This window comes from Marinobacter sp. B-12 (assembly GCF_056857915.1).
This window is the reverse complement of record NZ_JBSXOB010000036.1, coordinates 15,277-33,579: the sequence shown is the minus strand read 5'-3', so window position 1 is coordinate 33,579 and position 18,303 is coordinate 15,277. Positions and strand designations below refer to the sequence as shown.

General features: G+C 59.3%; 20 protein-coding genes. 11 read left to right on the top strand and 9 right to left on the bottom strand.

The window, feature by feature from the left end:
* Positions 1 to 135 precede the first annotated feature (135 nt).
* Positions 136 to 825: a phosphoglycolate phosphatase gene (locus tag AC13D2_RS04755; protein WP_292047010.1), complete on the bottom strand. Its 690-nt coding sequence runs from the start codon at positions 823 to 825 to the stop codon at positions 136 to 138.
* Entirely contained in the window at positions 822 to 1,508 is a 687-nt protein-coding gene (gene rpe / locus AC13D2_RS04750) for a ribulose-phosphate 3-epimerase (protein ID WP_292047009.1), read from the bottom strand. Before rpe ends, AC13D2_RS04755 begins: the two co-directional genes overlap by 4 nt.
* Before the next feature lie 148 nt (positions 1,509 to 1,656).
* Between rpe and AC13D2_RS04745 the strand changes: the two genes are divergently transcribed.
* Entirely contained in the window at positions 1,657 to 2,685 is a 1,029-nt protein-coding gene (locus AC13D2_RS04745) for a DUF3530 family protein (protein ID WP_292047007.1), read from the top strand.
* A gap of 7 nt (positions 2,686 to 2,692) precedes the next feature.
* On the opposite strand, the gene AC13D2_RS04740 is transcribed toward AC13D2_RS04745, so the two are convergent.
* The 4 genes from AC13D2_RS04740 to AC13D2_RS04725 all read right to left on the bottom strand — a co-directional run bounded on the left by AC13D2_RS04740 (position 2,693) and on the right by AC13D2_RS04725 (position 5,569).
* The gene (locus AC13D2_RS04740; RefSeq protein WP_300493540.1) at positions 2,693 to 2,980 is read right to left on the bottom strand and encodes a type VI secretion system PAAR protein; all 288 of its coding nucleotides are present in this window, start codon (positions 2,978 to 2,980) and stop codon (positions 2,693 to 2,695) included.
* Positions 2,981 to 3,095: 115 nt separating this feature from the next.
* Positions 3,096 to 3,851, bottom strand: coding sequence for a DnaJ domain-containing protein (locus AC13D2_RS04735; protein ID WP_300493543.1), 756 nt, complete (start codon positions 3,849 to 3,851; stop codon positions 3,096 to 3,098).
* A gap of 3 nt (positions 3,852 to 3,854) precedes the next feature.
* The gene (gene murU / locus AC13D2_RS04730) at positions 3,855 to 4,535 is read right to left on the bottom strand and encodes an N-acetylmuramate alpha-1-phosphate uridylyltransferase MurU (RefSeq protein WP_292047001.1); all 681 of its coding nucleotides are present in this window, start codon (positions 4,533 to 4,535) and stop codon (positions 3,855 to 3,857) included.
* Complete coding sequence (locus tag AC13D2_RS04725; RefSeq protein ID WP_300493547.1) at positions 4,532 to 5,569, bottom strand: aminoglycoside phosphotransferase family protein; 1,038 nt, start codon at positions 5,567 to 5,569, stop codon at positions 4,532 to 4,534. The genes murU and AC13D2_RS04725 overlap by 4 nt, the downstream gene beginning before the upstream one ends.
* A 328-nt stretch (positions 5,570 to 5,897) precedes the next feature.
* On the opposite strand from AC13D2_RS04725, the gene AC13D2_RS04720 reads away from it, so the two are divergent.
* The 9 genes from AC13D2_RS04720 (at position 5,898) to slmA (ending at position 14,459) form a co-directional block, all read left to right on the top strand.
* On the top strand, positions 5,898 to 8,210 hold the full coding sequence (locus AC13D2_RS04720; protein WP_482938286.1) for an LPS-assembly protein LptD: 2,313 nt from the start codon (positions 5,898 to 5,900) through the stop codon (positions 8,208 to 8,210).
* A 64-nt stretch (positions 8,211 to 8,274) separates the two neighbouring features.
* Positions 8,275 to 9,597: a peptidylprolyl isomerase gene (locus AC13D2_RS04715; protein ID WP_292046996.1), complete on the top strand. Its 1,323-nt coding sequence runs from the start codon at positions 8,275 to 8,277 to the stop codon at positions 9,595 to 9,597.
* Entirely contained in the window at positions 9,594 to 10,595 is a 1,002-nt protein-coding gene (pdxA, locus tag AC13D2_RS04710) for a 4-hydroxythreonine-4-phosphate dehydrogenase PdxA (protein WP_292046995.1), read from the top strand. The genes AC13D2_RS04715 and pdxA overlap by 4 nt, the downstream gene beginning before the upstream one ends.
* Positions 10,592 to 11,422 (top strand): 16S rRNA (adenine(1518)-N(6)/adenine(1519)-N(6))-dimethyltransferase RsmA, encoded by an 831-nt coding sequence (gene rsmA / locus AC13D2_RS04705; RefSeq protein ID WP_292046993.1) that lies wholly within the window; start codon positions 10,592 to 10,594, stop codon positions 11,420 to 11,422. The genes pdxA and rsmA overlap by 4 nt, the downstream gene beginning before the upstream one ends.
* Entirely contained in the window at positions 11,415 to 12,215 is an 801-nt protein-coding gene (locus AC13D2_RS04700; protein WP_300493553.1) for a symmetrical bis(5'-nucleosyl)-tetraphosphatase, read from the top strand. The genes rsmA and AC13D2_RS04700 overlap by 8 nt, the downstream gene beginning before the upstream one ends.
* Positions 12,205 to 12,597 (top strand): DUF423 domain-containing protein, encoded by a 393-nt coding sequence (locus AC13D2_RS04695; protein WP_482938277.1) that lies wholly within the window; start codon positions 12,205 to 12,207, stop codon positions 12,595 to 12,597. The genes AC13D2_RS04700 and AC13D2_RS04695 overlap by 11 nt, the downstream gene beginning before the upstream one ends.
* Positions 12,598 to 12,624: 27 nt before the next feature.
* Entirely contained in the window at positions 12,625 to 12,825 is a 201-nt protein-coding gene (gene thiS, locus AC13D2_RS04690) for a sulfur carrier protein ThiS (protein ID WP_040474762.1), read from the top strand.
* A gap of 54 nt (positions 12,826 to 12,879) precedes the next feature.
* Complete coding sequence (locus AC13D2_RS04685) at positions 12,880 to 13,689, top strand: thiazole synthase (protein ID WP_292046988.1); 810 nt, start codon at positions 12,880 to 12,882, stop codon at positions 13,687 to 13,689.
* Between the two features lie 173 nt (positions 13,690 to 13,862).
* The gene (gene slmA, locus AC13D2_RS04680) at positions 13,863 to 14,459 is read left to right on the top strand and encodes a nucleoid occlusion factor SlmA (protein WP_482938276.1); all 597 of its coding nucleotides are present in this window, start codon (positions 13,863 to 13,865) and stop codon (positions 14,457 to 14,459) included.
* On the opposite strand, the gene AC13D2_RS04675 is transcribed toward slmA, so the two are convergent.
* The 3 genes from AC13D2_RS04675 to AC13D2_RS04665 all read right to left on the bottom strand — a co-directional run bounded on the left by AC13D2_RS04675 (position 14,450) and on the right by AC13D2_RS04665 (position 17,453).
* Complete coding sequence (locus AC13D2_RS04675) at positions 14,450 to 15,274, bottom strand: inositol monophosphatase family protein (RefSeq protein ID WP_482938275.1); 825 nt, start codon at positions 15,272 to 15,274, stop codon at positions 14,450 to 14,452. The two genes, slmA and AC13D2_RS04675, sit on opposite strands and share 10 nt — an antisense overlap.
* A gap of 49 nt (positions 15,275 to 15,323) precedes the next feature.
* Positions 15,324 to 16,619, bottom strand: coding sequence for a pyridoxal phosphate-dependent aminotransferase (locus AC13D2_RS04670; RefSeq protein ID WP_482938274.1), 1,296 nt, complete (start codon positions 16,617 to 16,619; stop codon positions 15,324 to 15,326).
* Positions 16,620 to 16,712: 93 nt separating this feature from the next.
* Positions 16,713 to 17,453: a substrate-binding periplasmic protein gene (locus AC13D2_RS04665; RefSeq protein ID WP_482938273.1), complete on the bottom strand. Its 741-nt coding sequence runs from the start codon at positions 17,451 to 17,453 to the stop codon at positions 16,713 to 16,715.
* Between the two features lie 186 nt (positions 17,454 to 17,639).
* Here AC13D2_RS04665 and AC13D2_RS04660 point away from each other — a divergent pair, with 186 nt between their 5' ends.
* Positions 17,640 to 18,302, top strand: coding sequence for a response regulator (locus AC13D2_RS04660; protein ID WP_482938272.1), 663 nt, complete (start codon positions 17,640 to 17,642; stop codon positions 18,300 to 18,302).
* Position 18,303 lies beyond the last annotated feature (1 nt).

Sequence of the window (18,303 nt, the reverse complement as noted above, 5' to 3'; positions counted from 1 at the left end):
GCGGCATTCAGCCGGTGCGCCATCGCCACCATCGTGTCGCGCGGGTTGTCAGTACGCCACGCGCTGTCATCAGACTCAGTCCCTGCACGGCAGGAATCTCCCGAATTGAAGGTTTCAAATCAATATCCTGTGAGATTACAAAAGCTGGGCCAGGGAATCAACAACGGCATCCGCTCCGAGCGTATCCACGGGCGCCCCATAATTGTAGCCGTATCGCACCGCCACCGAAGGAATGCCGGCTGCCAGGGCCGCGCTGATGTCGGTGACTGAGTCCCCAACCATCACCGTGGTGCCCCGGGTGCCGCCCAATTCGGTCATGGCATGGATCAACGGTTGCGGTTCTGGTTTGCGCACCGGCAGGGTGTCGCCGCCGATGCAGATGTCGAACCAGTGTTCGATGCCCATTTGCTCAAGTAACGGTGCCACAAACTGTTCTGGTTTGTTGGTGACGATGCCCATCCGACAGCCGTGGTCTGCAAGACGGGTCAGACACTCCTCCACGCCGTCGTAGAGCACGGCATGCTGACCATTAAGGTTTTCGTAGGCGTGGTAGAACATCGCCAATGCATCGTTGAACAGGGCGTCGTCCCTAGGGCTTGCCGGTTCCCAGTTCGCCTGGCCGGCAAGGGCGCGCCGTACCAGTATATTGGCGCCATTGCCCACCCATTGGCGCACATTGTCAGCGCCGGCCTTGCGGCGCCCCAGTTGTTCCAGCATGGCGTCAATGGCCGCCGCCAGATCGGGGGCACTGTCTACCAGTGTTCCGTCCAGGTCAAACAGGGCAACCCCCGGCCAGCGCTGATTGAACAGCCCCGCCAGGCTCATTGGTTCAGGCCTTTTTGAGCCAGTTCCAGTTCCGCCCGCATCCTGTCGATGGTGGCCTTGTAGTCGTCGGTGTTGAAGATGGCGGAGCCGGCGACAAATGTGTCGGCGCCGGCCTCGGCGATCTCGCGGATGTTGTCGGTTTTCACGCCGCCGTCGATTTCCAGGCGAATGTTGCGGCCGCTGGCATCAATGCGCTTGCGGGCTTCGCGCAGTTTGTCGAGGGTGCCGGGAATGAATTTCTGGCCGCCAAAGCCGGGGTTTACCGACATCAGCAGGATCATATCCAGTTTATCCATCACGTGATCAATGTAGTGCAGTGGCGTGGCCGGGTTGAACACCAGACCCGCCTTGCACCCACCTTCGCGAATCAACTGCAGCGAACGGTCGATGTGATTGGAGGCTTCCGGATGGAAGGTGATGTAGCTGGCGCCGGCATCGATGAACATCCGGATCAGATCGTCTACCGGAGATACCATCAGGTGCACGTCAATTGGAGCGGTAACCCCGTGCTTACGCAATGCTTCGCAGACCATGGGGCCGATGGTCAGGTTGGGTACGTAGTGGTTGTCCATGACATCGAAGTGGACAATGTCGGCGCCGGCGGCCAGTACGTTATCGACTTCCTCGCCCAGTCGGGCAAAATCAGCTGACAGAATGGACGGGGCAATCTGGAAAGGGTTCATGACGGCTCTCTTGAACGGTTTGATAATGGTCTCGATGATGGTGCATACGGCGGTTGCCGTTGCAAGAGTCTGCAAAAGGCTGCTGGGCCGCAAAGCTGCTAGTCTACCAGTTTGATGGTGATTTTTCGCACGGAATGAGTGACAGCCTGTGAACAGATGGATTGAAAAACCGGTTATACAGGGGTTGGTTATCCTGGTCTGCCTTGTTGCTTTCTGGGCCCCGCCAGCTCTGGCGCAGGCGCAGAAAGGCGCGCAAGACCAGAGTGCCAACATGACAGACCAGGAAGCTGAGAAATCCGCCGGGTCGGTTGTTGAAAGGGTGCTGATATCAACGGGGCTCGATTCGGACGCAATCGCCAGAATCTGGCCGGACTCGTCAGTATGGCTGGAACCGCCGGAAGAAGAGCGTGTGCTGGCCCTGTTTGAGCCGGAATCCGAGACCCCCGCGAAGGGCGCACTGGTGATTCTTGCCGATGAGGGGCAATCACCCGCCTCCGGGTTGGCTGCCGCCCTTCGGCAACCGATGGCACGTGCCGGCTGGGCCGTAATGGTGCTTGGACTTGAGACACTGCCGTATGAGTTACAGGAAGCGCGTCGACAACGGGGCTTCGGGTCACCCGAAGACGCTGGCATGCAGGAAACGGACGCCGCCGATGAAACGGGCGAAAAACCTATGGACGACGGCGAGTCGGTGATGATTGATGTGATGGCCAATGAGGATGTCGAGGCATTGGCAAACCAATACCGCGCCCGCATCCAGAAGTCCCTGGCTGCGGCGGTTGGTAACCTGGTTGGTCGTGGTTACAGCCGGGTGGCCATGGCTGGCGTCGGCCGGGCGGCTGGTCATGTCACCCGCGCGGCTACTGCCAGCGAGGGCCGTGATGTGTCGGCATTGGTCTGGATTGCGCCAGAGTTTAATGAGGGCGATTCGAAAGCTCTGGCGGAGTCGTTTGGTGAGTCTGGAGGGCTGAAAGTGCTGGAGCTATACAGTGCCCGCAGCTCATTGGGCGCCGGGGACGCGACTCAAAGGTCGCCAAAGCAACGCGAGGCTGCATTCCGGAGGGCAGGGGTTGCAGGTTACTCACGACAACCTGTCGCAATGGCGGAACAGCCACAACCCAGGGAGGCGCAAGCACTTACCAATCGCGTCTCAGCCTGGCTTGATTCCGAACGCTAGGAAATGATCACCCACCCACGGCGGTGGATGAGCCGATGACAACGCCGCCACAGCTCACGGCATCGCCGGTCAGAGCGGCCGGTTTGCCCTCAATCAGCACGGTTGGGCTTCCAGCTGCGATGGCGCGGGGGTGTGGTGGATGCTTGGGCTTGGAGTGCATGGAGAGCTGGTCGCCGAGTCGAGCAACGGGCTTGCCGTCGATCAGCACGGTAGCGCTGCCGGTAATGACAGGGGTTGGAGGGAAGCCTTGGTGATCGGTTCCAATGTCGCCGAGCAGGACGAGTTTCTTACCCATGGGAATGTTCCTTTTCAGTGGGTCTAGCAGGCCGCTGGTCCGTGGGCATGCCTTCAGTGAAGTGATTCTGATACCGAATACTAGCAAGCTTGGCGTCGAACTCAAAATGTCGGATTCAAACCGAAAGGCGCTGGCTGATCAGTTCCCAGGCCTGCTGGTAGCGCAGAAGGCGGTCTTTCGCCCTGGTCAGTTCCGCCGGGCTCAGCTTCTGCTGTGCCAGTTTGTCCGGGTGGCATTCCGACACCTTCTTCCGGTAGGCCCGTTTGATAACCTCGCGGCTGTCACGGCGGGTAACGCCGAGGACCTGGCAGGCCTGCTCGAAGCTGGAGGGCCGTGGCTGGCTTTCCGGTTCGGTGATCCAGACCTTGCTGGCGTAACTTTCGAGAATGTCATCGCTGACTCTGATCGGCAGTCCCATCTGGTCAATGGCGTCTTCGCAGCGATAGCGGCGGGGCTTCTCGGGGCGTCCCTGCAGTTGCGCCGCGTGGCAAAGGCAGATGGCAACGCGTAGCGAGGGCGAGGGCCAGATTCTGTGGGTCAGGCGCAGGCCCAGGGCTTTCAGGGTAGGGATGCGCTCAGCGGTCTTGCCCTTGCGGAAATTGCCAATGGCTTTGCGCCGCTGGCGACCGGAGAGTTTCAGGGCCTTCATCAGGGTTTCGGCGAAACTGATGTCTTTCTCCGTTACCCGTCCTTCCGATTTGGCGATGTAGCCCAGGAAAAAGAACAGGCTCCGGCGGCACCAACGCGGCAGTCGGGTTCTGACCAGCAATTCGTTGGCCTGGTGGCCGCAGGCGGTCAACTCTCCAAGCAGCTCACTGAACTCCGCTTCCATGCGTGCGGGCAGGTTGTTCGCCCTGGTCTCAGAGGTCATGGCTCAGCCCCCGCCTTCCTTCAGCATCCGGTCCAACTCCCGGAGTCTTTCGGGCGTACCGATATCCATCCAGTGACCGGTATGGCGAATGCCTTGCACCCGTCCCCGGTTCATGGCACCCCGCAGGATTGGTGCCAGTTTTCGGGCGCCCGGTGGCAGTTCTGAAAACAGACGACGGTTCAGTAGGCTGATGCCGGTAAATGTCAGCGTTTCCGGGCCGCTCTCAATCACCGAGCCATCCGCGCGCAGGCAGAAGTCTCCCGCCGGGTTGTGGTCAGGATTGCCCGTCATGACCAGTAATGCGTCTGCATGCTTGGGTGGCGTCAATTGGGCCAGATCAAAATCGCACCAGATGTCACCGTTGATCACAACGAACCACTCGTCGTCGCTGCTGGTTAACAGCGGCAGTGCCTGGAGAATTCCGCCGGCGGTCTCGAGGGGGGAGCTTTCCCGCGAGTATTCAATGGCCAGCCCGATACTACTGCCGTTACCCAGTTCCGTTTCGATCTGCGTGCCCAGCCAGGCGTGGTTGATCACAACTTCCCGGAAACCAGCGGCTTTCAGCCGTTCCAGGTGGTGCACGATCAGCGGCTTGCCGCCGGCAGGCAGAAGCGGCTTCGGGGTAGTCAGGGTCAGCGGCCGCATGCGCTCGCCTTTGCCGGCCGCGAGAATCATCGCTTTCACTGGCCGAATGTCTCCACTGGGCCGATCTGTTGCTCGATGGGCGGCACCACGGTTTCCGTGATCCATTCGTGGAAGTGGCGCAGGGCGGCCTGACGGCTGCTGGCCTCTACCAGATAGCCCACGGTGCGGGGAACATCCTTCAGGAAGCCGGTCTTACCGTCACGAATGGCCAGTCGGGCAAAGATACCCGCGGCTTTCAGGTGGCGCTGCATGCCCATGAGCTCCAGCCATTGGCGGAAGGTGTCCCGATCGGCCTTGTGAAGGCCCGCCTCGGCACTGAGTACGCGGAAACGCTCTGTCCACCGAACGATGCGTTCTTCCGGCCAGCGGATATAGCAGTCCTTCAGCAGCGATACCAGATCGTAAGTGATCGGGCCGCGTACGGCGTCCTGAAAGTCGATCACGCCGGGCCTTGTGGTGCCGGGTCGGACCAGCAGGTTGCGGGAATGGTAGTCACGGTGCACCGCCACATCCGGCTGGGCCAGAGCGCTCTCTCGGAGGAAGGCGAAGGTGGTGTCCAGCAGCGCGCGTTCGCCGTTGGAGAGGGTCAGTCCCAATTGTTGTGTCAGCAACCAGTCCGGAAACAAAGCCATTTCCCGATCCAGCAGGGCGATGTCATAAGCTGGAAGTGGGTAGTCAGGTGCATCGTCAGCCTGCTGTATCCGGACCAGTTCATCCATTGCGGCGCCGTAAAGCCGGTCAGCGTTGGTGTGATCAACGGCACCCAGCATCAGTGCGTCACCGAAGTCTTCCAGCAGCAGGAAACCTCGGGTCAGGTCTTCATGGACGATGTCCGGCACGGCGATATCGAGGCTGCGCCAGTGATGGGCAACAGCCACGAAGGGGTGGCAGTCTTCATGCTCGGGCGGCGCATCCATCACAATATAGGGTTGTGGCCCGGTGCCATGAGGGTCGCCGCTGACGCGGAAGTAGCGGCGGAAGCTCGCGTCCCCGGATACTGGCTCGGGCATCGCCTGGTCAAAACCGGGAAGGTCTCTGACCCACTGGGTGAGCATTGTCAGGCGGGTATCCATGAAATTGGCTGTTTTCCTGGCTCAGAAGTTATCGGTGACCTGGCCGCAACGAACAGCGGGCCCATGGCCGAAAGTTAGCAGATCAGTATAGAGGCGGTAAAACGGTTTTGCAGCAATGGCTGGTTTCCGTTAACAAAGACCGGTTTCCGTTAACAAGGCAAAGGGCGCCGTGTAAACTAGGCCGCTGTTAAGTGTCTCCGACAGCTGCGAATCCATTCTGGACAGGAACCCGCTCACCGTGCCAGCCCCAACAAGGAAGCTGCGAATGCCAACGCCCCGCATGCGGCACCGTCCCGGGTTGCCGTTCGCGTCCGCAGTGAGCTGCGCGATGTTGGCGCCAATACCGGTGGTTTATGCCCAGGAAGCCGCTCCTTCAGCTGCCGAGATTGACTGGCGGCCGAGGTCTGAATTGCCGGAGGATGTCCGCCGTTCCCTGCCCGACTTTTGTGAGGGTGGTTATCTGCCTTCCGCGGTCCCGGGAATGGTAAAGGGAGGTGCAGGTGAGCCGGCAGCGAAAAATGGTCAGGCGCCCCTGCAGGCCAGTGGGCTCAATGCACGGTATGAACTCGACAACGAACTGTTTCTGCGGGGAGATGTTCGCCTGCAGCAGCCGGGGTTCCGGGTGACGGGCTCCGAGGCCCGTTATATTCAGGCAACCGGTGCTGTAGCCATAGAAGGGCCGTTGACCAGCCGCGGTGACGGCTTCCTGCTGACCGGCGAGCGTGCGGACTACGACGTCAACAGCGGCCGGGTTGACATCAATACGGCGACGTTTCTCCTGCACGGCCCGGAAATGCGGGGTTCCGCCACTCAGCTTTCCCGCACGGCGGAAGACCAGGTGCGGATTCGTGGCGGCTCACTGACCACCTGCGCCCCAGACAACAACGACTGGTCCATCGTGGCATCTGACATTCTCCTGGACCAGGGCGAAGGTGTGGGCACGGCAAAGCATGTGCGCCTTGAGATCAGTGATATCCCGGTGTTCTACTGGCCCTATGCCAGCTTCCCGATTGACGACCGCCGCAAGACAGGCTTTCTTTATCCGTCTTTCGGCACCTCCAATGCGGGCAGCGGCGCTTTCCTGTCGGTACCCTATTACCTCAATCTGGCACCGCACTACGACGCTACGCTGACGCCCCAGTACATACATGGGCGTGGATTGTTTACCGAGGCGGAGGGGCGTTACCTTAGCAGTGTTGGTGAATCGGTACTTCAGTTGGGGTACGCAGGCAATGACTCCGAGTACGAGGAGGAGTTTCCCGCGGAGGAAGCGGAACGCTGGGGGCTTGATTTCAGTACCCGCGCGACATTCGGATACGGATGGACCGGCTACGGGGATTATTCCGTGGTTAGCGACGACGACTACCTCAGTGACCTCAACCGCAATCTCGAGATCAATAGCGCGACGCACCTACGGCGCCGTGGTGGCGTGCGCTACCGGGATTCCTCCCAGTATTTCGAGACCTATCTCAACGGCTACCAGACGATCACTGATACTATCGCCGACGAGGACGTTCCCTACTCGCAGTTGCCGGAAGTATTGTACGGCGCCACATTCGATGCAGGGCCGACGGAAGTGTCCCTGGAAAGCCAATACACGTATTTTTATCGCGACAATGTCAACCTGACAGGGCTCGATCAGGCGAACGGCCATCGCTTACGGGCCATCCCCGAAGTGGCGTTGCCTATGCGGGCTCTTTGGGGCTATGCCAGACCCTCCGTCAGTGTCGATTACACACGCTATGAGCTGGAGGACTACACCGCGAGTGACCCTGGCTTTGATCGCACCGTTCCCGTCGCGGAGTGGGATTCCGGCCTGTATTTTGATCGCCAGTCCAGCCTGTTCGATATTCCCTATAACCAGAGCCTGGAACCCCGGCTCTATTACGCCTGGGCTGACGCCGATGCGGACCAGTCGTTCATTCCGGATTTCGATACCGCCATTCGCTCGTTCAGTTTCGACCAGTTGTTCCAACGCAACCGCTTCAGCGGCGGTGATCGGGTGGGTGACAGCAATCAACTGACGGTGGCACTGACCAGCCGTTTCAATGATCTGCTCACCGGCGCTGAACGTGCCCGCTTCAGCATTGGCCAGGTTCACTATTACGATGACAGGGAGGTGTCGCTTGAAGGGGAGGGTGCCTCTGATACCAGTGACTCCCCGCTGGCCGGTGAAATGGTTTTGCGACCGGTGGGCGGTCTGGAAATTCGAACCTTCGGCTTGTGGGAACCAGACACCAGTAAGACGCAGGAGGGTCGCAGTCAGCTGATTTTTCACTCTGATGATTACCGTTATCTGGCCAGCCTGGGGCACAGTTATCGGCGAGACGAATTCGAACAGTCGGATATCGGGGGCGTTATTCCTGTCACAGACCGTGTTAGTCTGATCGGCCGCTGGGTCTACGATTCCGAGCTTGATCGTACGGTCGGTTCACTGGCCGGGCTGGAATACAATAATTGTTGCTGGAGTGTGCAGCTGGTGCACCAGAACTACCTGACGGACGACGAACAGCTTGAGAGTCGCATGCTGTTCCAGATCCAGCTCAAAGGACTGGGCGGGAGCGGCGGATCGTCCAGCCAGATTTCCGAAGCCATCTACGGCTTTGACGAAAGGGAACGTCGCCGTTTCGGTGATCGCTGATGCCTGGCAGACAGGCTGGGGATGCCGGGGTGACAGGCAGTATTCTTCCATACTAGAGGTGACTATGAAGGCGAACCTTCGCCATTGCGCACAAATGATGCTGGCACTGATGGTTGTGATGGTATCCGCAACCGTGCAGGCGGACCGTAAACTGCTTGATCAGGTGGTGGCGGTCGTTAACGACGACGTTATTCTTCAGTCCGAGCTTGAGGCACGGATCAACACCATCACCGGGCGGCTGCGCGCTCAGGGAACCGGGTTGCCCCCCAGGGACATTCTGGAAGAACGGGTTCTGGAGCAGTTGATCAGCGAGTCTATCCAGTTACAGATGGCGGACAGGGCCGGGATGCGCATCAGCGACAACGAGCTCAATGAAACCCTGGCATCCATCGCCCAGCGCAACAATATGACGCTGGCCCAGTTCGAGCAACAACTGGTCCAGGAAGGCGTCACCTATCGCGAGGCCCGTGAGCAGATTCGCAACGAGATGATTACCAGCCGGGTACAGCAGCGCCAGGTCGGCAATCGCGTGCGGGTTACGGATCGGGAAGTTGAGAACTATCTTGCGGCAATGGAGGGTCAGGGCCGTAGCAATGCAGAGTATGAGCTTGCCCATATCCTCATTGAGGTGAACGATTTTAATGACGAGGAAGAGGCCAGCGCTGCCCGTGAAAAGGTGGAGCAACTGCGTGAAGAAATTGCCGAGGGGCGGGACTTTCGCTCTGTTGCCGTTGCCGAATCCGATGCCAGCAATGCCCTCGACGGTGGCAACATGGGATGGCGTGCCGAGAACCAACTGCCGTCATTGGTGGCCGATGTGGTCCCGGATCTTGAAACCGGAACCGTCTCCCCCGTACTAAGGAACAGCAGCGGCTTCCACCTGGTGATGGTAATGGATCGCCGCGGCGGTGATAAAGCACAGTTCATCGAGCAGTCGAAAGTCCGTCACATCCTGGTACGCACATCGGAAACCGTGTCGGAAGCTCAGGCGGAAGCAACCATTCGCGATTTCTACCAGCAAATCGACAACGGCGCCGATTTCGCCGTCATCGCCAGGGAGCACTCTGATGACCCGGTTTCCGGCTCTGACGGTGGCAACCTCGGCTGGGTCAGTCCCGGACAGATGGTGCCGGAATTCGAACAGGCGATGATGGAGGCGGATGTAGGTGAGCTCAAAGGTCCGTTCCGCTCCCAGTTTGGCTGGCACATCCTGCAGGTTCAGGACCGTCGCCAGCAGGACATCAGTGGTGATGTACGGGAATCCGAGGCGCGGCAGGCCATCTATCGACGCAAGTTTGATACCGAACTGCAGAACTGGCTGCGTGAGATCCGCGACGAGGCGTTCATTGAGTTCAAGAGCGGCTACGGAGCTGACAGCCAATCATGACACAGCCGGTCATCCTCGCACTGACAGCGGGCGAACCTGCGGGCATTGGCCCGGAGCTTTGCCTGCAACTGGCCCTGGTAAAGCGTGGGCCCGGCATTGTGGTGGTGGCCAGTAAACCTCTGCTGGAGGCGAGGGCCCGGCTGCTTGGGTTGGAGGTGGCGCTGGAGGACTGGGCTCCGGGGGCGCCAGCCACCGTTGAACCGGGCCGGCTCTCCGTGCTTTCCGTTGATGGACTGGCGTCCACCACGGCCGGCCATCTGGATCCGGCGAATAGCGCCTATGTTCTGGAAACCCTGCGAATAGCCGCCCAGGGCTGCCTTGATGGCACCTTCGACGGCATGGTGACGGCTCCGGTCCACAAGGGCATCATCAACAATGCCGGCATTGCCTTTAGTGGCCACACGGAGTTCCTGCAGGAACTCTGCGGCGTTGAGCGTGTGGTGATGATGCTGGCCACCGATGAACTTCGGGTCGCGCTGGTCACTACGCATTTGCCCCTGAAGGACGTCTCTGCCGCGATTACGGCTGAGCGCCTGACCCAGGTCACCCGTATTCTGGACCATGACCTGCGCAAGTTCTTCGGCCTGCAGCACCCCAGGATACTGGTTGCCGGCCTGAATCCCCACGCCGGCGAAGGCGGACATCTGGGCCGGGAGGAAATCGACGTCATCGAGCCGAGCCTGGACAACCTGCGTCGGGAAGGCATCGACCTGACCGGCCCATTGCCGGCGGACACCTTGTTCACCCCCCATTGGCTCGACAACGCTGATGCGGTTTTGGCCATGTACCATGACCAGGGTCTGCCGGTTCTCAAGTTCCAGGGCTTCGGCCGGGCGGTCAATATCACCCTGGGCCTGCCCATTGTGCGAACCTCCGTCGACCACGGCACCGCCCTCGATCTGGCCGGCACCGGCAGAGCAGATGCCGGCAGCCTGGAAACGGCAATCCGGGTGGGCGAACGAATGGCAACCTCAGCGAAAAGAGATACTATCGAGTGAGTAGCAAACACGGCCATCAGGCCCGGAAACGCTTCGGTCAGAACTTTCTTCACGACCCCGGCGTCATTGAACGCATCATTCGCGCTATCCATCCCAGGCCGGACGATGCCCTTGTGGAAATCGGTCCCGGCCTGGGCGCTCTCACCGAGGAAATGCTTGCCGTTAACTCAAACCTCCAGGTGGTGGAGCTGGATCGGGACCTGATTCCCGTGCTCCGGACCAAATTTTTCAATTACCCCAACTTCCGCATCCATGAAGCGGATGCGTTGAAGTTTGATTTCGGCGAACTGGTTGACGATAAGCCCCTGAGGATCATCGGCAACCTGCCGTACAATATTTCCACGCCATTGATTTTTCACCTGCTGGGGCATTCTGGCGTGGTGCAAGACATGCATTTCATGCTGCAGAAGGAAGTGGTTCAGCGGATGGCGGCGGTGCCCGGAGACAACAATTACGGCCGGTTGGGGATCATGACCCAGTATTTCTGCCGGGTGCAGCCGCTGTTTGAAGTCGGGCCAGGCGCTTTCCGGCCGGCGCCGAAAGTGGATTCCGCCATCGTTCGGCTGGTACCCCACAAGACGCTGCCGCATCCGGCAAAGGATTATAAGCTGTTGCAGGCAGTGGTACGCACCGCCTTCAGCGCCCGGCGAAAAACCCTCCGAAAGGCGCTGGCCGGCATGGTTTCCGTGGAACAACTCAACAGTGTCGGCATCAACGATGGCCTGCGTCCGGAAAACCTTGGCCTGGCAGAGTATGTTGCGATTGCCGATTTGTTGGCAGACAGTAGATCTGAAAATTTCGGTGCTGATGAGGTAAGTCATGACTGATTACGCCATTGGCGATATCCAGGGCTGCTACGAGCGTCTCCTGGATGTGCTCGCCAAGGTGGGTTTCTCGCCGTCGCGGGACCGGCTCTGGGTGGCCGGTGACCTGATCAACCGCGGCCCGTCTTCGCTGGAAACCCTGCGTTACGTTGAAAGCCTGGGTAGTTCTGCTGTGGTGGTGTTGGGCAATCACGATCTGCACCTGCTGGCGGTGGCCTTGGGTGGTCACGCCCTGAAGAACAAAGACACGCTTGCCGATATACTCGAGGCGCCGGATCACCAACGGCTTTTTGATTGGCTCCGGCAGCAGAACCTCTGTGTTCACGATGAAGACCGCAATCTGGTGATGGTCCACGCCGGGCTGCCCCATATCTGGTCAGTGGAAGACGCGGTCGGCTACAGCCGGGAAGTGGAGGCGGTGATTCGCGGTCCCGAGGCCGAAAGCTACTTTGCGGATATGTACGGGAACCGGCCTGAACGTTGGCACCCGGACCTCAGTGGGATGGATCGATGGCGCGTTATTACCAACTATTTCACCCGTATGCGGTTTATTGCCGAGGATGGCACGCTGGAGCTTGCCGCTAAAGAGTCGGCCGAGTCGGCGCCGGATGGCTTTGCGCCCTGGTTTCGCTTCCCTCGCCAGGATGATGTGCGTGTGGTGTTCGGCCACTGGGCGGCCCTGGAGGGCCAGACCGAAAGCACGCGCTATTTCGGGCTCGATACCGGTTGTGTCTGGGGCGGTAAGCTCACCTTGATGAATCTGGATACCGGGGAAAAGATCCACTGTGACTGCTAGGCACCTAGCACCCCTTCGCCCGGCGCTGGTGTTGGGCGCGCTGTTTGCCCTGTTAGCGGTGATGGCAGGAGCCTTTGGTGCACACGGGTTGCGTGGTGTAATTGACGAGCGGGGGCTTGAAGTTTTCCAGACTGCCGTCACATATCAGGTATACCACTCATTGGCGTTAATTCTTGTCGCGATACTCCCGGTTGCGGGGCTGTCGCGGCGTTTGCTCGGCATTGCGGCCGGCTTTTTTGTTGCCGGAATCCTGTTGTTCAGTGGCAGCCTGTACCTTCTGGTACTAACCGACCTTCGCTGGGTGGGGCCGGTTACACCGGTCGGAGGAATGGGGTTTATGGTGGGCTGGATATTGGTTGTGATCGCGGGATTCAGGCGTTAGAAACAGATGTTCAAGGCAGGTAACGTTATGCAGGTACAGGTCAACGGCGACGCCATGGAGCTTCCCGAGGAAGTCACTGTCGCGGTATTGATAGAGCGGATGGCATTGGTCGGCAAGCGATTCGCTGTGGAAGTCAACGAAGATATTGTTCCCCGCAGCCAGCACGCCACCTTCAGCCTCAACGAAGGTGACAAGGTAGAAGTGGTTCACGCCATCGGCGGTGGTTAGCTGCAGCACTGCCATTCTTTTTCACGATTTTATCAACAAGTTCAGGTGTTCAGCATGAGTGACCGTTCCGAAAGACCGCTTCCCGAAGACAAACCGCTTGAAATCGCCGGCCGGGGATACCAGTCCCGGTTGTTGGTAGGCACCGGTAAGTACCGGGACATGGCTGAAACCGGCCATGCGATTGAAGCCAGCGGGGCGGAGATTGTCACCTTTGCCGTGCGCCGTACCAACTTGGGCCAGAACCCGGATGAACCAAGTTTGTTGGACGTGGTATCGCCTGAGCGCTACACCATGCTGCCGAACACCGCTGGCTGTTACACCGCAAAAGATGCCGTGCGCACCTGCAAGCTCGCACGGGAGTTGCTGGATGGTCATGATCTGGTCAAGCTGGAAGTGCTGGGTGAGGAAAAGACCCTGTACCCGAACATGACCGAAACCCTGGTGGCCGCAGAAGAGCTGATCCGCGATGGGTTCAAGGTGATGGTGTATTGCTCGGACGACCCGTTGCTGGCCAAGCGCCTTGAGGAAATGGGCTGTATCGCCATCATGCCGCTGGGGGCGCCAATTGGCTCCGGCCTGGGTATCCAGAACCGCTATAACATCCGCCTGATCGTCGAGAACGCCAACGTACCGGTGCTGGTGGATGCCGGTGTAGGTACCGCTTCTGATGCAACCCTGGCAATGGAGTTGGGTTGCGATGGCGTGCTGATGAACACCGCCATCGCCCAGGCCCAGGACCCGATCCGCATGGCCAAGGCGATGCGCCTGGCCATTGAGTCGGGTCGCGATGCCTATCTGGCGGGGCGTATGCCGAAGAAGCTCTATGCCAGTGCGTCGTCCCCCATTGATGGTACTTTCTTCTGATCTGGTCCAGAATTTCAGCTGATGATGCCAGTACAGACGGGCGCGTCCATTCGGGACACGCCGTGAATACGTCCCTGTAGGCTCGTAAAAACATCCCTGTTTTTTACGGTCCCGAATGGACGCGCCCGCCTGTACCCAAATTCCGCAGATAAACAGAGCGCTGCAGTCCTGTTATGACAGAACAAAAAATCAGTCGCCGTGAAGCGATTCTTCATGCCCTCGTGGAGCTTCTGGAGAAAGATCCGGGAGCACGAATTACCACCGCTGGCCTTGCCAAATCCGTCGGGGTTACCGAGGCGGCGTTGTATCGCCATTTCCCCAGTAAACGAAAAATGTTTGAGGCGCTGATCGAGTTTGCCGAGGAGGCAGTGTTTTCGCGTTGCCAGGTCATCCTGCAGGAGCAGGAGGATGTTCGGGTTCGGTTGCAGCAACTCGTGCATTTGGTGCTGGTGTTTGCCGAGCGCAATCCGGGGCTGTGCACGGTGCTGACCGGAGATGCGTTGATGGGGGAGAATGAAGCCCTGCGCAAGCGAGCGTCGCAGTTCTTCGAACGTCTGGAAACCCAGGTACGTCAGGCCTTAAAAGAAGGCGAGATTCGTCAGGGATTGCGCCCCAGAACCAGTTCAGCTCGAGGCGCAGATTTCGTACTGGTGTTTATGGAAGGCCGGGTTCAGCGCTATGTCCGCTCGTCATTCTCCCGATTACCCTCCAACGACTTTGACGAGGCCTGGGGCCTGGTTTCAGAAGCGGTCTGGGGCGCTCAATCGTAGCCCGACGCTTTACGCAGGATGTTACGTACCGTCTCCCAGACCGCCGGGGCTGATATCAGGATATCCCGCCCCCACAAGTCCGCCGGATAGCCCTCCGGTACCTCACTGAAATGTCCCGCTGTCGCGCCCGCCTCCAGCGCAATCAGCCTTGCTGCCGCGAAGTCCCAGGGGCTGACATTTTCGTAGTAGATGTCCAGCCGCCCGCAGGCCACCCAGCAGATGTCCAATGCCGCGGAGCCGATACGGCGCAGATCCCGGCATTGATGGATCATGGCTTCCAGCCGGCTTATCAGGGGTTCAAGGCTGTCCTTGGTGTAGGGGAAGCCGGTTGCGAATAGCGAATCCCTCGGCAGTGTCGCCCCACTGTGTTTGATGGGGTTGCCATTCAGGGCGGCGCCGTTACCCCGTGTGGCACGGAAGGTTTCACCCGAAAACGGAGCATGTACAACGCCAGCCTGCACCCGCCCCTTTTCCGCATAGGCGATGGAGATCGCGACCTGGGGGTGGCCGTAGGCGTAATTCACAGTGCCGTCGATGGGGTCGATGATCCACAGTGGAGTGTCCAGGTGTTCGGCCTGGCTCAAGTCCGGCATGGTTTCTTCTGAGAGGATGCGATGGTTCGGGAAGCGCTCGCGAATGGCGCCGGTGATCATCTCGTCGGCCATCACGTCAGCGTGGGTGACCAACTCCGTCTGCTGTTTGTAGTCGGTGCGAAGGGTGTTCTGTTCTCGTTCGTGCTTGATCAACTCACCGGCCCTCAGGGCCAGCTCTTCGGCGAAATCCGCAATGGCGGTAATGGCTTCCGGGTTAGACATGATGACGCCCTCCGATCTGGAATGAGGGCGCCAGTCTATCACGACCCTGTTACAGGCCGGTGAGCCACTGCTCCATCTTGTCCATGGCGGTCACCAGTCGCGGACAGGCCTGTTTGACGAAATCGTCGCTCAGTTCCTGTTCACCGTACTCCGTTCCGGCCAGCGCCAGAGCCTCAGCACCGTCAAAATCCACAAACGCGAGACGTGCGGCAAGATGGTCCGGGACAAAGCCGAAATCACTGGCCGGCAGGATGGCCACGCCGGTATTTTCCAGCAGCGACTGACACAGTGCCTGGCTGGTTTTGATGTCTCGACGCGCCAAAGCCTCGCGGAAGTTGGAAAAGTCCGGGAACAGGTAGAACGCACCCTCGGGCTTTTGCACCACGGCCCCCATATCCGTCAGGCGGCGATGGAGGTATTCGCCCACCACCTTGAGCACCCGGCGTGACTGCTTCAGGTACTCATCCAGGTCTTCGCCACCATTAAATGCGGCAATGGCCGCATGTTGGATCGGAGCACTGGTTGCGGTGTAGGTTTCGCTGGCGATGATTGCCATGGCGTCCTGTAATGGCCGCAACTCCGGCGGGAAAATAAACGTACCGAGGCGCCAGCCACCCGCGCCAGCCCACTTGCTCAGGCCGGTGCTGATGATCGTGCCTTCGGGGTAATAGCGGGCAATGGACTTGTGCCGGCCCTCGAAGTGGACTTCGCCATAGATCTCGTCCGACAGCAGGATGAGCTTGTACTTGCGGGCGACGTTGGCAATGGCCAGCAACTGGTCGTCTGTGTAGGTGCAGCCCGTTGGGTTGGATGGATAGTTCATGATCAGTATGCGCGGCCGTGACGGGTCGTCGCGGCAGATGATGTCCAGTTCTTCTGCCGTCAGCTGCCAGTTGTTTTCCGCGTGCGTTGGCAGCCAGTGTACCGAACGGCCGATAATGCGGGCCTGAGGCGCGTAGGATACCCAGCTTGGGCGCGGAATCAGCAAGTCGCCATAGTAGGCCAGCTGCAGCATGAACAGCAGTTCCTTGGATCCGGGGCCGATCAGCACATCTTCCCAGGTGCAGCGCATACGTTCACTGCGATTGATGTAACCCGAGATCGATTCCCGCAGGGCCTTAAGGCCTTTCACTGGAAGGTAATCCTTCTCATGGGCATGCTCGCGCAGGGCATCGACCACGCGTTCGGGCACCGGGAACGGCGACTGGCCTAGGCCCAGTTTGATAATGTCCCGGCCTTCGGCGCGCAGTTGGTTACTGAGTTCGTTAATGCGGAGGGTGGCGGAGGGCTGTATGCCCCTGACGTTCAGGTTGATGGCGTAGCGGTGATCAGTCTGGATGTCCATGGTTCCGGTCTGTTGGTTGAGGGGGTACAGACCGCAGTATAGGAAACCTTTAAGCGCCTGTGTGGTTTCAGGGATAGGTGATTGCCGCAGGCGCTAGTCGGAATCGCTGGGTTTCAGCTCGGCCAATACCTTGTTGAATTCGTTACGGAGCGCCTCGCCTTTCGGGTGCTGGCGGGAGAATGCCGCCCGAAAACTTCGTACTTCGCCAACGGTTCGCGGCATTGCGGACACATTTGCCAGCTCTGGGTGGTCGGCGATGTGTTTGTCGATCAGATATCGACAGACAGTTTCTTCGCAGATAAACAGATCGATACGGCCATAGGCAATCATTTTCAGTCCCGTGAGTTCCGGAGACTCCTGGCTGATCTGGATCACCCGGGCATTGCCGGCGGCCAGCCAGTCCATGAACTCTGGGGCATAACTGTAGAAGGCGGATAACCCAACCCTCAGGCCTGCCAGGTCATCCAGCTCCTGCCACTGAAGGCCCCGGTCGGAGAGACTGAAAAACACATCGCGTGCCTCGCTGATGGGGTTGGTGAAGTGGTAGTGGCGGGCGCGGTTTGGCGAGTGAGTCAGGGAGTAGATCAGGTCTGAGGTTCCGGCACGAGCGCTGGCTTCCGCCCGGGCCCAGGGTACAAGCCGGAAAACAGGGTCATAGCCCATCCTCACAAGAATCTGGCGGATGGTTTCTGTATGGGTGCCCTTCACTTCACCGTCTTCCAGGTATTGGTAAGGTGGGTAGTTCGACGTGACAACCGCCATTTTGGGGCGGTCGGCATTGGCAATAACGGGCATGAGCACTGAGAGTAGAAGTGCCAGAAAACGTCCAGACATCAATGCTTTGATCCAAACAGGTGAGAAAGTGTCATGGCGCCAGTATAGCGATTACACCCTGCACCTGCACAGGTGGTGGAAGGGGTATGCATCAAAACTGTTAAACAGCGAACGGTCGATTCCTGTTTTCATCCGTATAGTATTCCGCACCGCAGTAACAATAACAGCCATTTTGCGGAGAAACCCATGGACACCAGAACGGCTGATAACGCCGACTGTGCGCTACTGTCATCCGGAGACTGCCTTCCCTTGGCCCGCGTGCTGATCGTGGATGATCATCCATTTTTCCTGTTTGGAATTACGGCGATTCTTGAGCAGGAGCAGATCGCCCGGGAGGTTGCAACGGTAGCCTCGGTCGCGGACGCGGTGGACGATCTCCGTTCGCGGCCGGAAACCTCTCTTGTCCTGCTGGACCTGACGTTGCAAGGGGAGGCGGGCCTGTCGTTGTTTTCCGAGCTTGAACAGATCGGGCTGCCGATTTCCGTGGTGGTCATCTCCAGCCGCGAGGACGAGGCCTCAGTACGAGCGGCACGCTCTGCGGGCGCCGTGGGGTTTCTGCCCAAGTCTGCTGGCCGCCGCTCGCTGCTTCGAATGGTCCAGCGGGTCAGCAACGGCCAGTTGTTCTATCCGTCGTTGCCGTTTCCTTCCCTGAGCCCGGAGCACCTGACCCCACGCCAACTGGAGGTTCTTACACTCTTGGCGGATGGGCTTCCCAACAAGCGGATTTGCCAGGCCCTCGATCTCACCGAGCACACGGTGAAGACTCACCTGAAAGCGATTTTCACCCATTTAGGTGTTCACAACCGGACCGAATGTGTCGCCGAGGCAAGAGCACTGGGACTGCTCTGAC

What these genes read in the sequence shown, in the direction of transcription:
- AC13D2_RS04755 (WP_292047010.1), bottom strand. Translation starts at nt 825, where the DNA reads ATGAGCCTGGCGGGGCTGTTCAATCAGCGCTGGCCGGGGGTTGCCCTG.
- rpe (WP_292047009.1), bottom strand. Translation starts at nt 1,508, where the DNA reads ATGAACCCTTTCCAGATTGCCCCGTCCATTCTGTCAGCTGATTTTGCC.
- AC13D2_RS04740 (WP_300493540.1), bottom strand. Translation starts at nt 2,980, where the DNA reads ATGGGTAAGAAACTCGTCCTGCTCGGCGACATTGGAACCGATCACCAA.
- AC13D2_RS04735 (WP_300493543.1), bottom strand. Translation starts at nt 3,851, where the DNA reads ATGACCTCTGAGACCAGGGCGAACAACCTGCCCGCACGCATGGAAGCG.
- AC13D2_RS04725 (WP_300493547.1), bottom strand. Translation starts at nt 5,569, where the DNA reads ATGGATACCCGCCTGACAATGCTCACCCAGTGGGTCAGAGACCTTCCC.
- AC13D2_RS04720 (WP_482938286.1), top strand. Translation starts at nt 5,898, where the DNA reads ATGTTGGCGCCAATACCGGTGGTTTATGCCCAGGAAGCCGCTCCTTCA.
- AC13D2_RS04715 (WP_292046996.1), top strand. Translation starts at nt 8,275, where the DNA reads ATGAAGGCGAACCTTCGCCATTGCGCACAAATGATGCTGGCACTGATG.
- pdxA (WP_292046995.1), top strand. Translation starts at nt 9,594, where the DNA reads ATGACACAGCCGGTCATCCTCGCACTGACAGCGGGCGAACCTGCGGGC.
- AC13D2_RS04700 (WP_300493553.1), top strand. Translation starts at nt 11,415, where the DNA reads ATGACTGATTACGCCATTGGCGATATCCAGGGCTGCTACGAGCGTCTC.
- thiS (WP_040474762.1), top strand. Translation starts at nt 12,625, where the DNA reads ATGCAGGTACAGGTCAACGGCGACGCCATGGAGCTTCCCGAGGAAGTC.
- AC13D2_RS04685 (WP_292046988.1), top strand. Translation starts at nt 12,880, where the DNA reads ATGAGTGACCGTTCCGAAAGACCGCTTCCCGAAGACAAACCGCTTGAA.
- slmA (WP_482938276.1), top strand. Translation starts at nt 13,863, where the DNA reads ATGACAGAACAAAAAATCAGTCGCCGTGAAGCGATTCTTCATGCCCTC.
- AC13D2_RS04675 (WP_482938275.1), bottom strand. Translation starts at nt 15,274, where the DNA reads ATGTCTAACCCGGAAGCCATTACCGCCATTGCGGATTTCGCCGAAGAG.
- AC13D2_RS04670 (WP_482938274.1), bottom strand. Translation starts at nt 16,619, where the DNA reads ATGGACATCCAGACTGATCACCGCTACGCCATCAACCTGAACGTCAGG.
- AC13D2_RS04665 (WP_482938273.1), bottom strand. Translation starts at nt 17,453, where the DNA reads ATGTCTGGACGTTTTCTGGCACTTCTACTCTCAGTGCTCATGCCCGTT.
- AC13D2_RS04660 (WP_482938272.1), top strand. Translation starts at nt 17,640, where the DNA reads ATGGACACCAGAACGGCTGATAACGCCGACTGTGCGCTACTGTCATCC.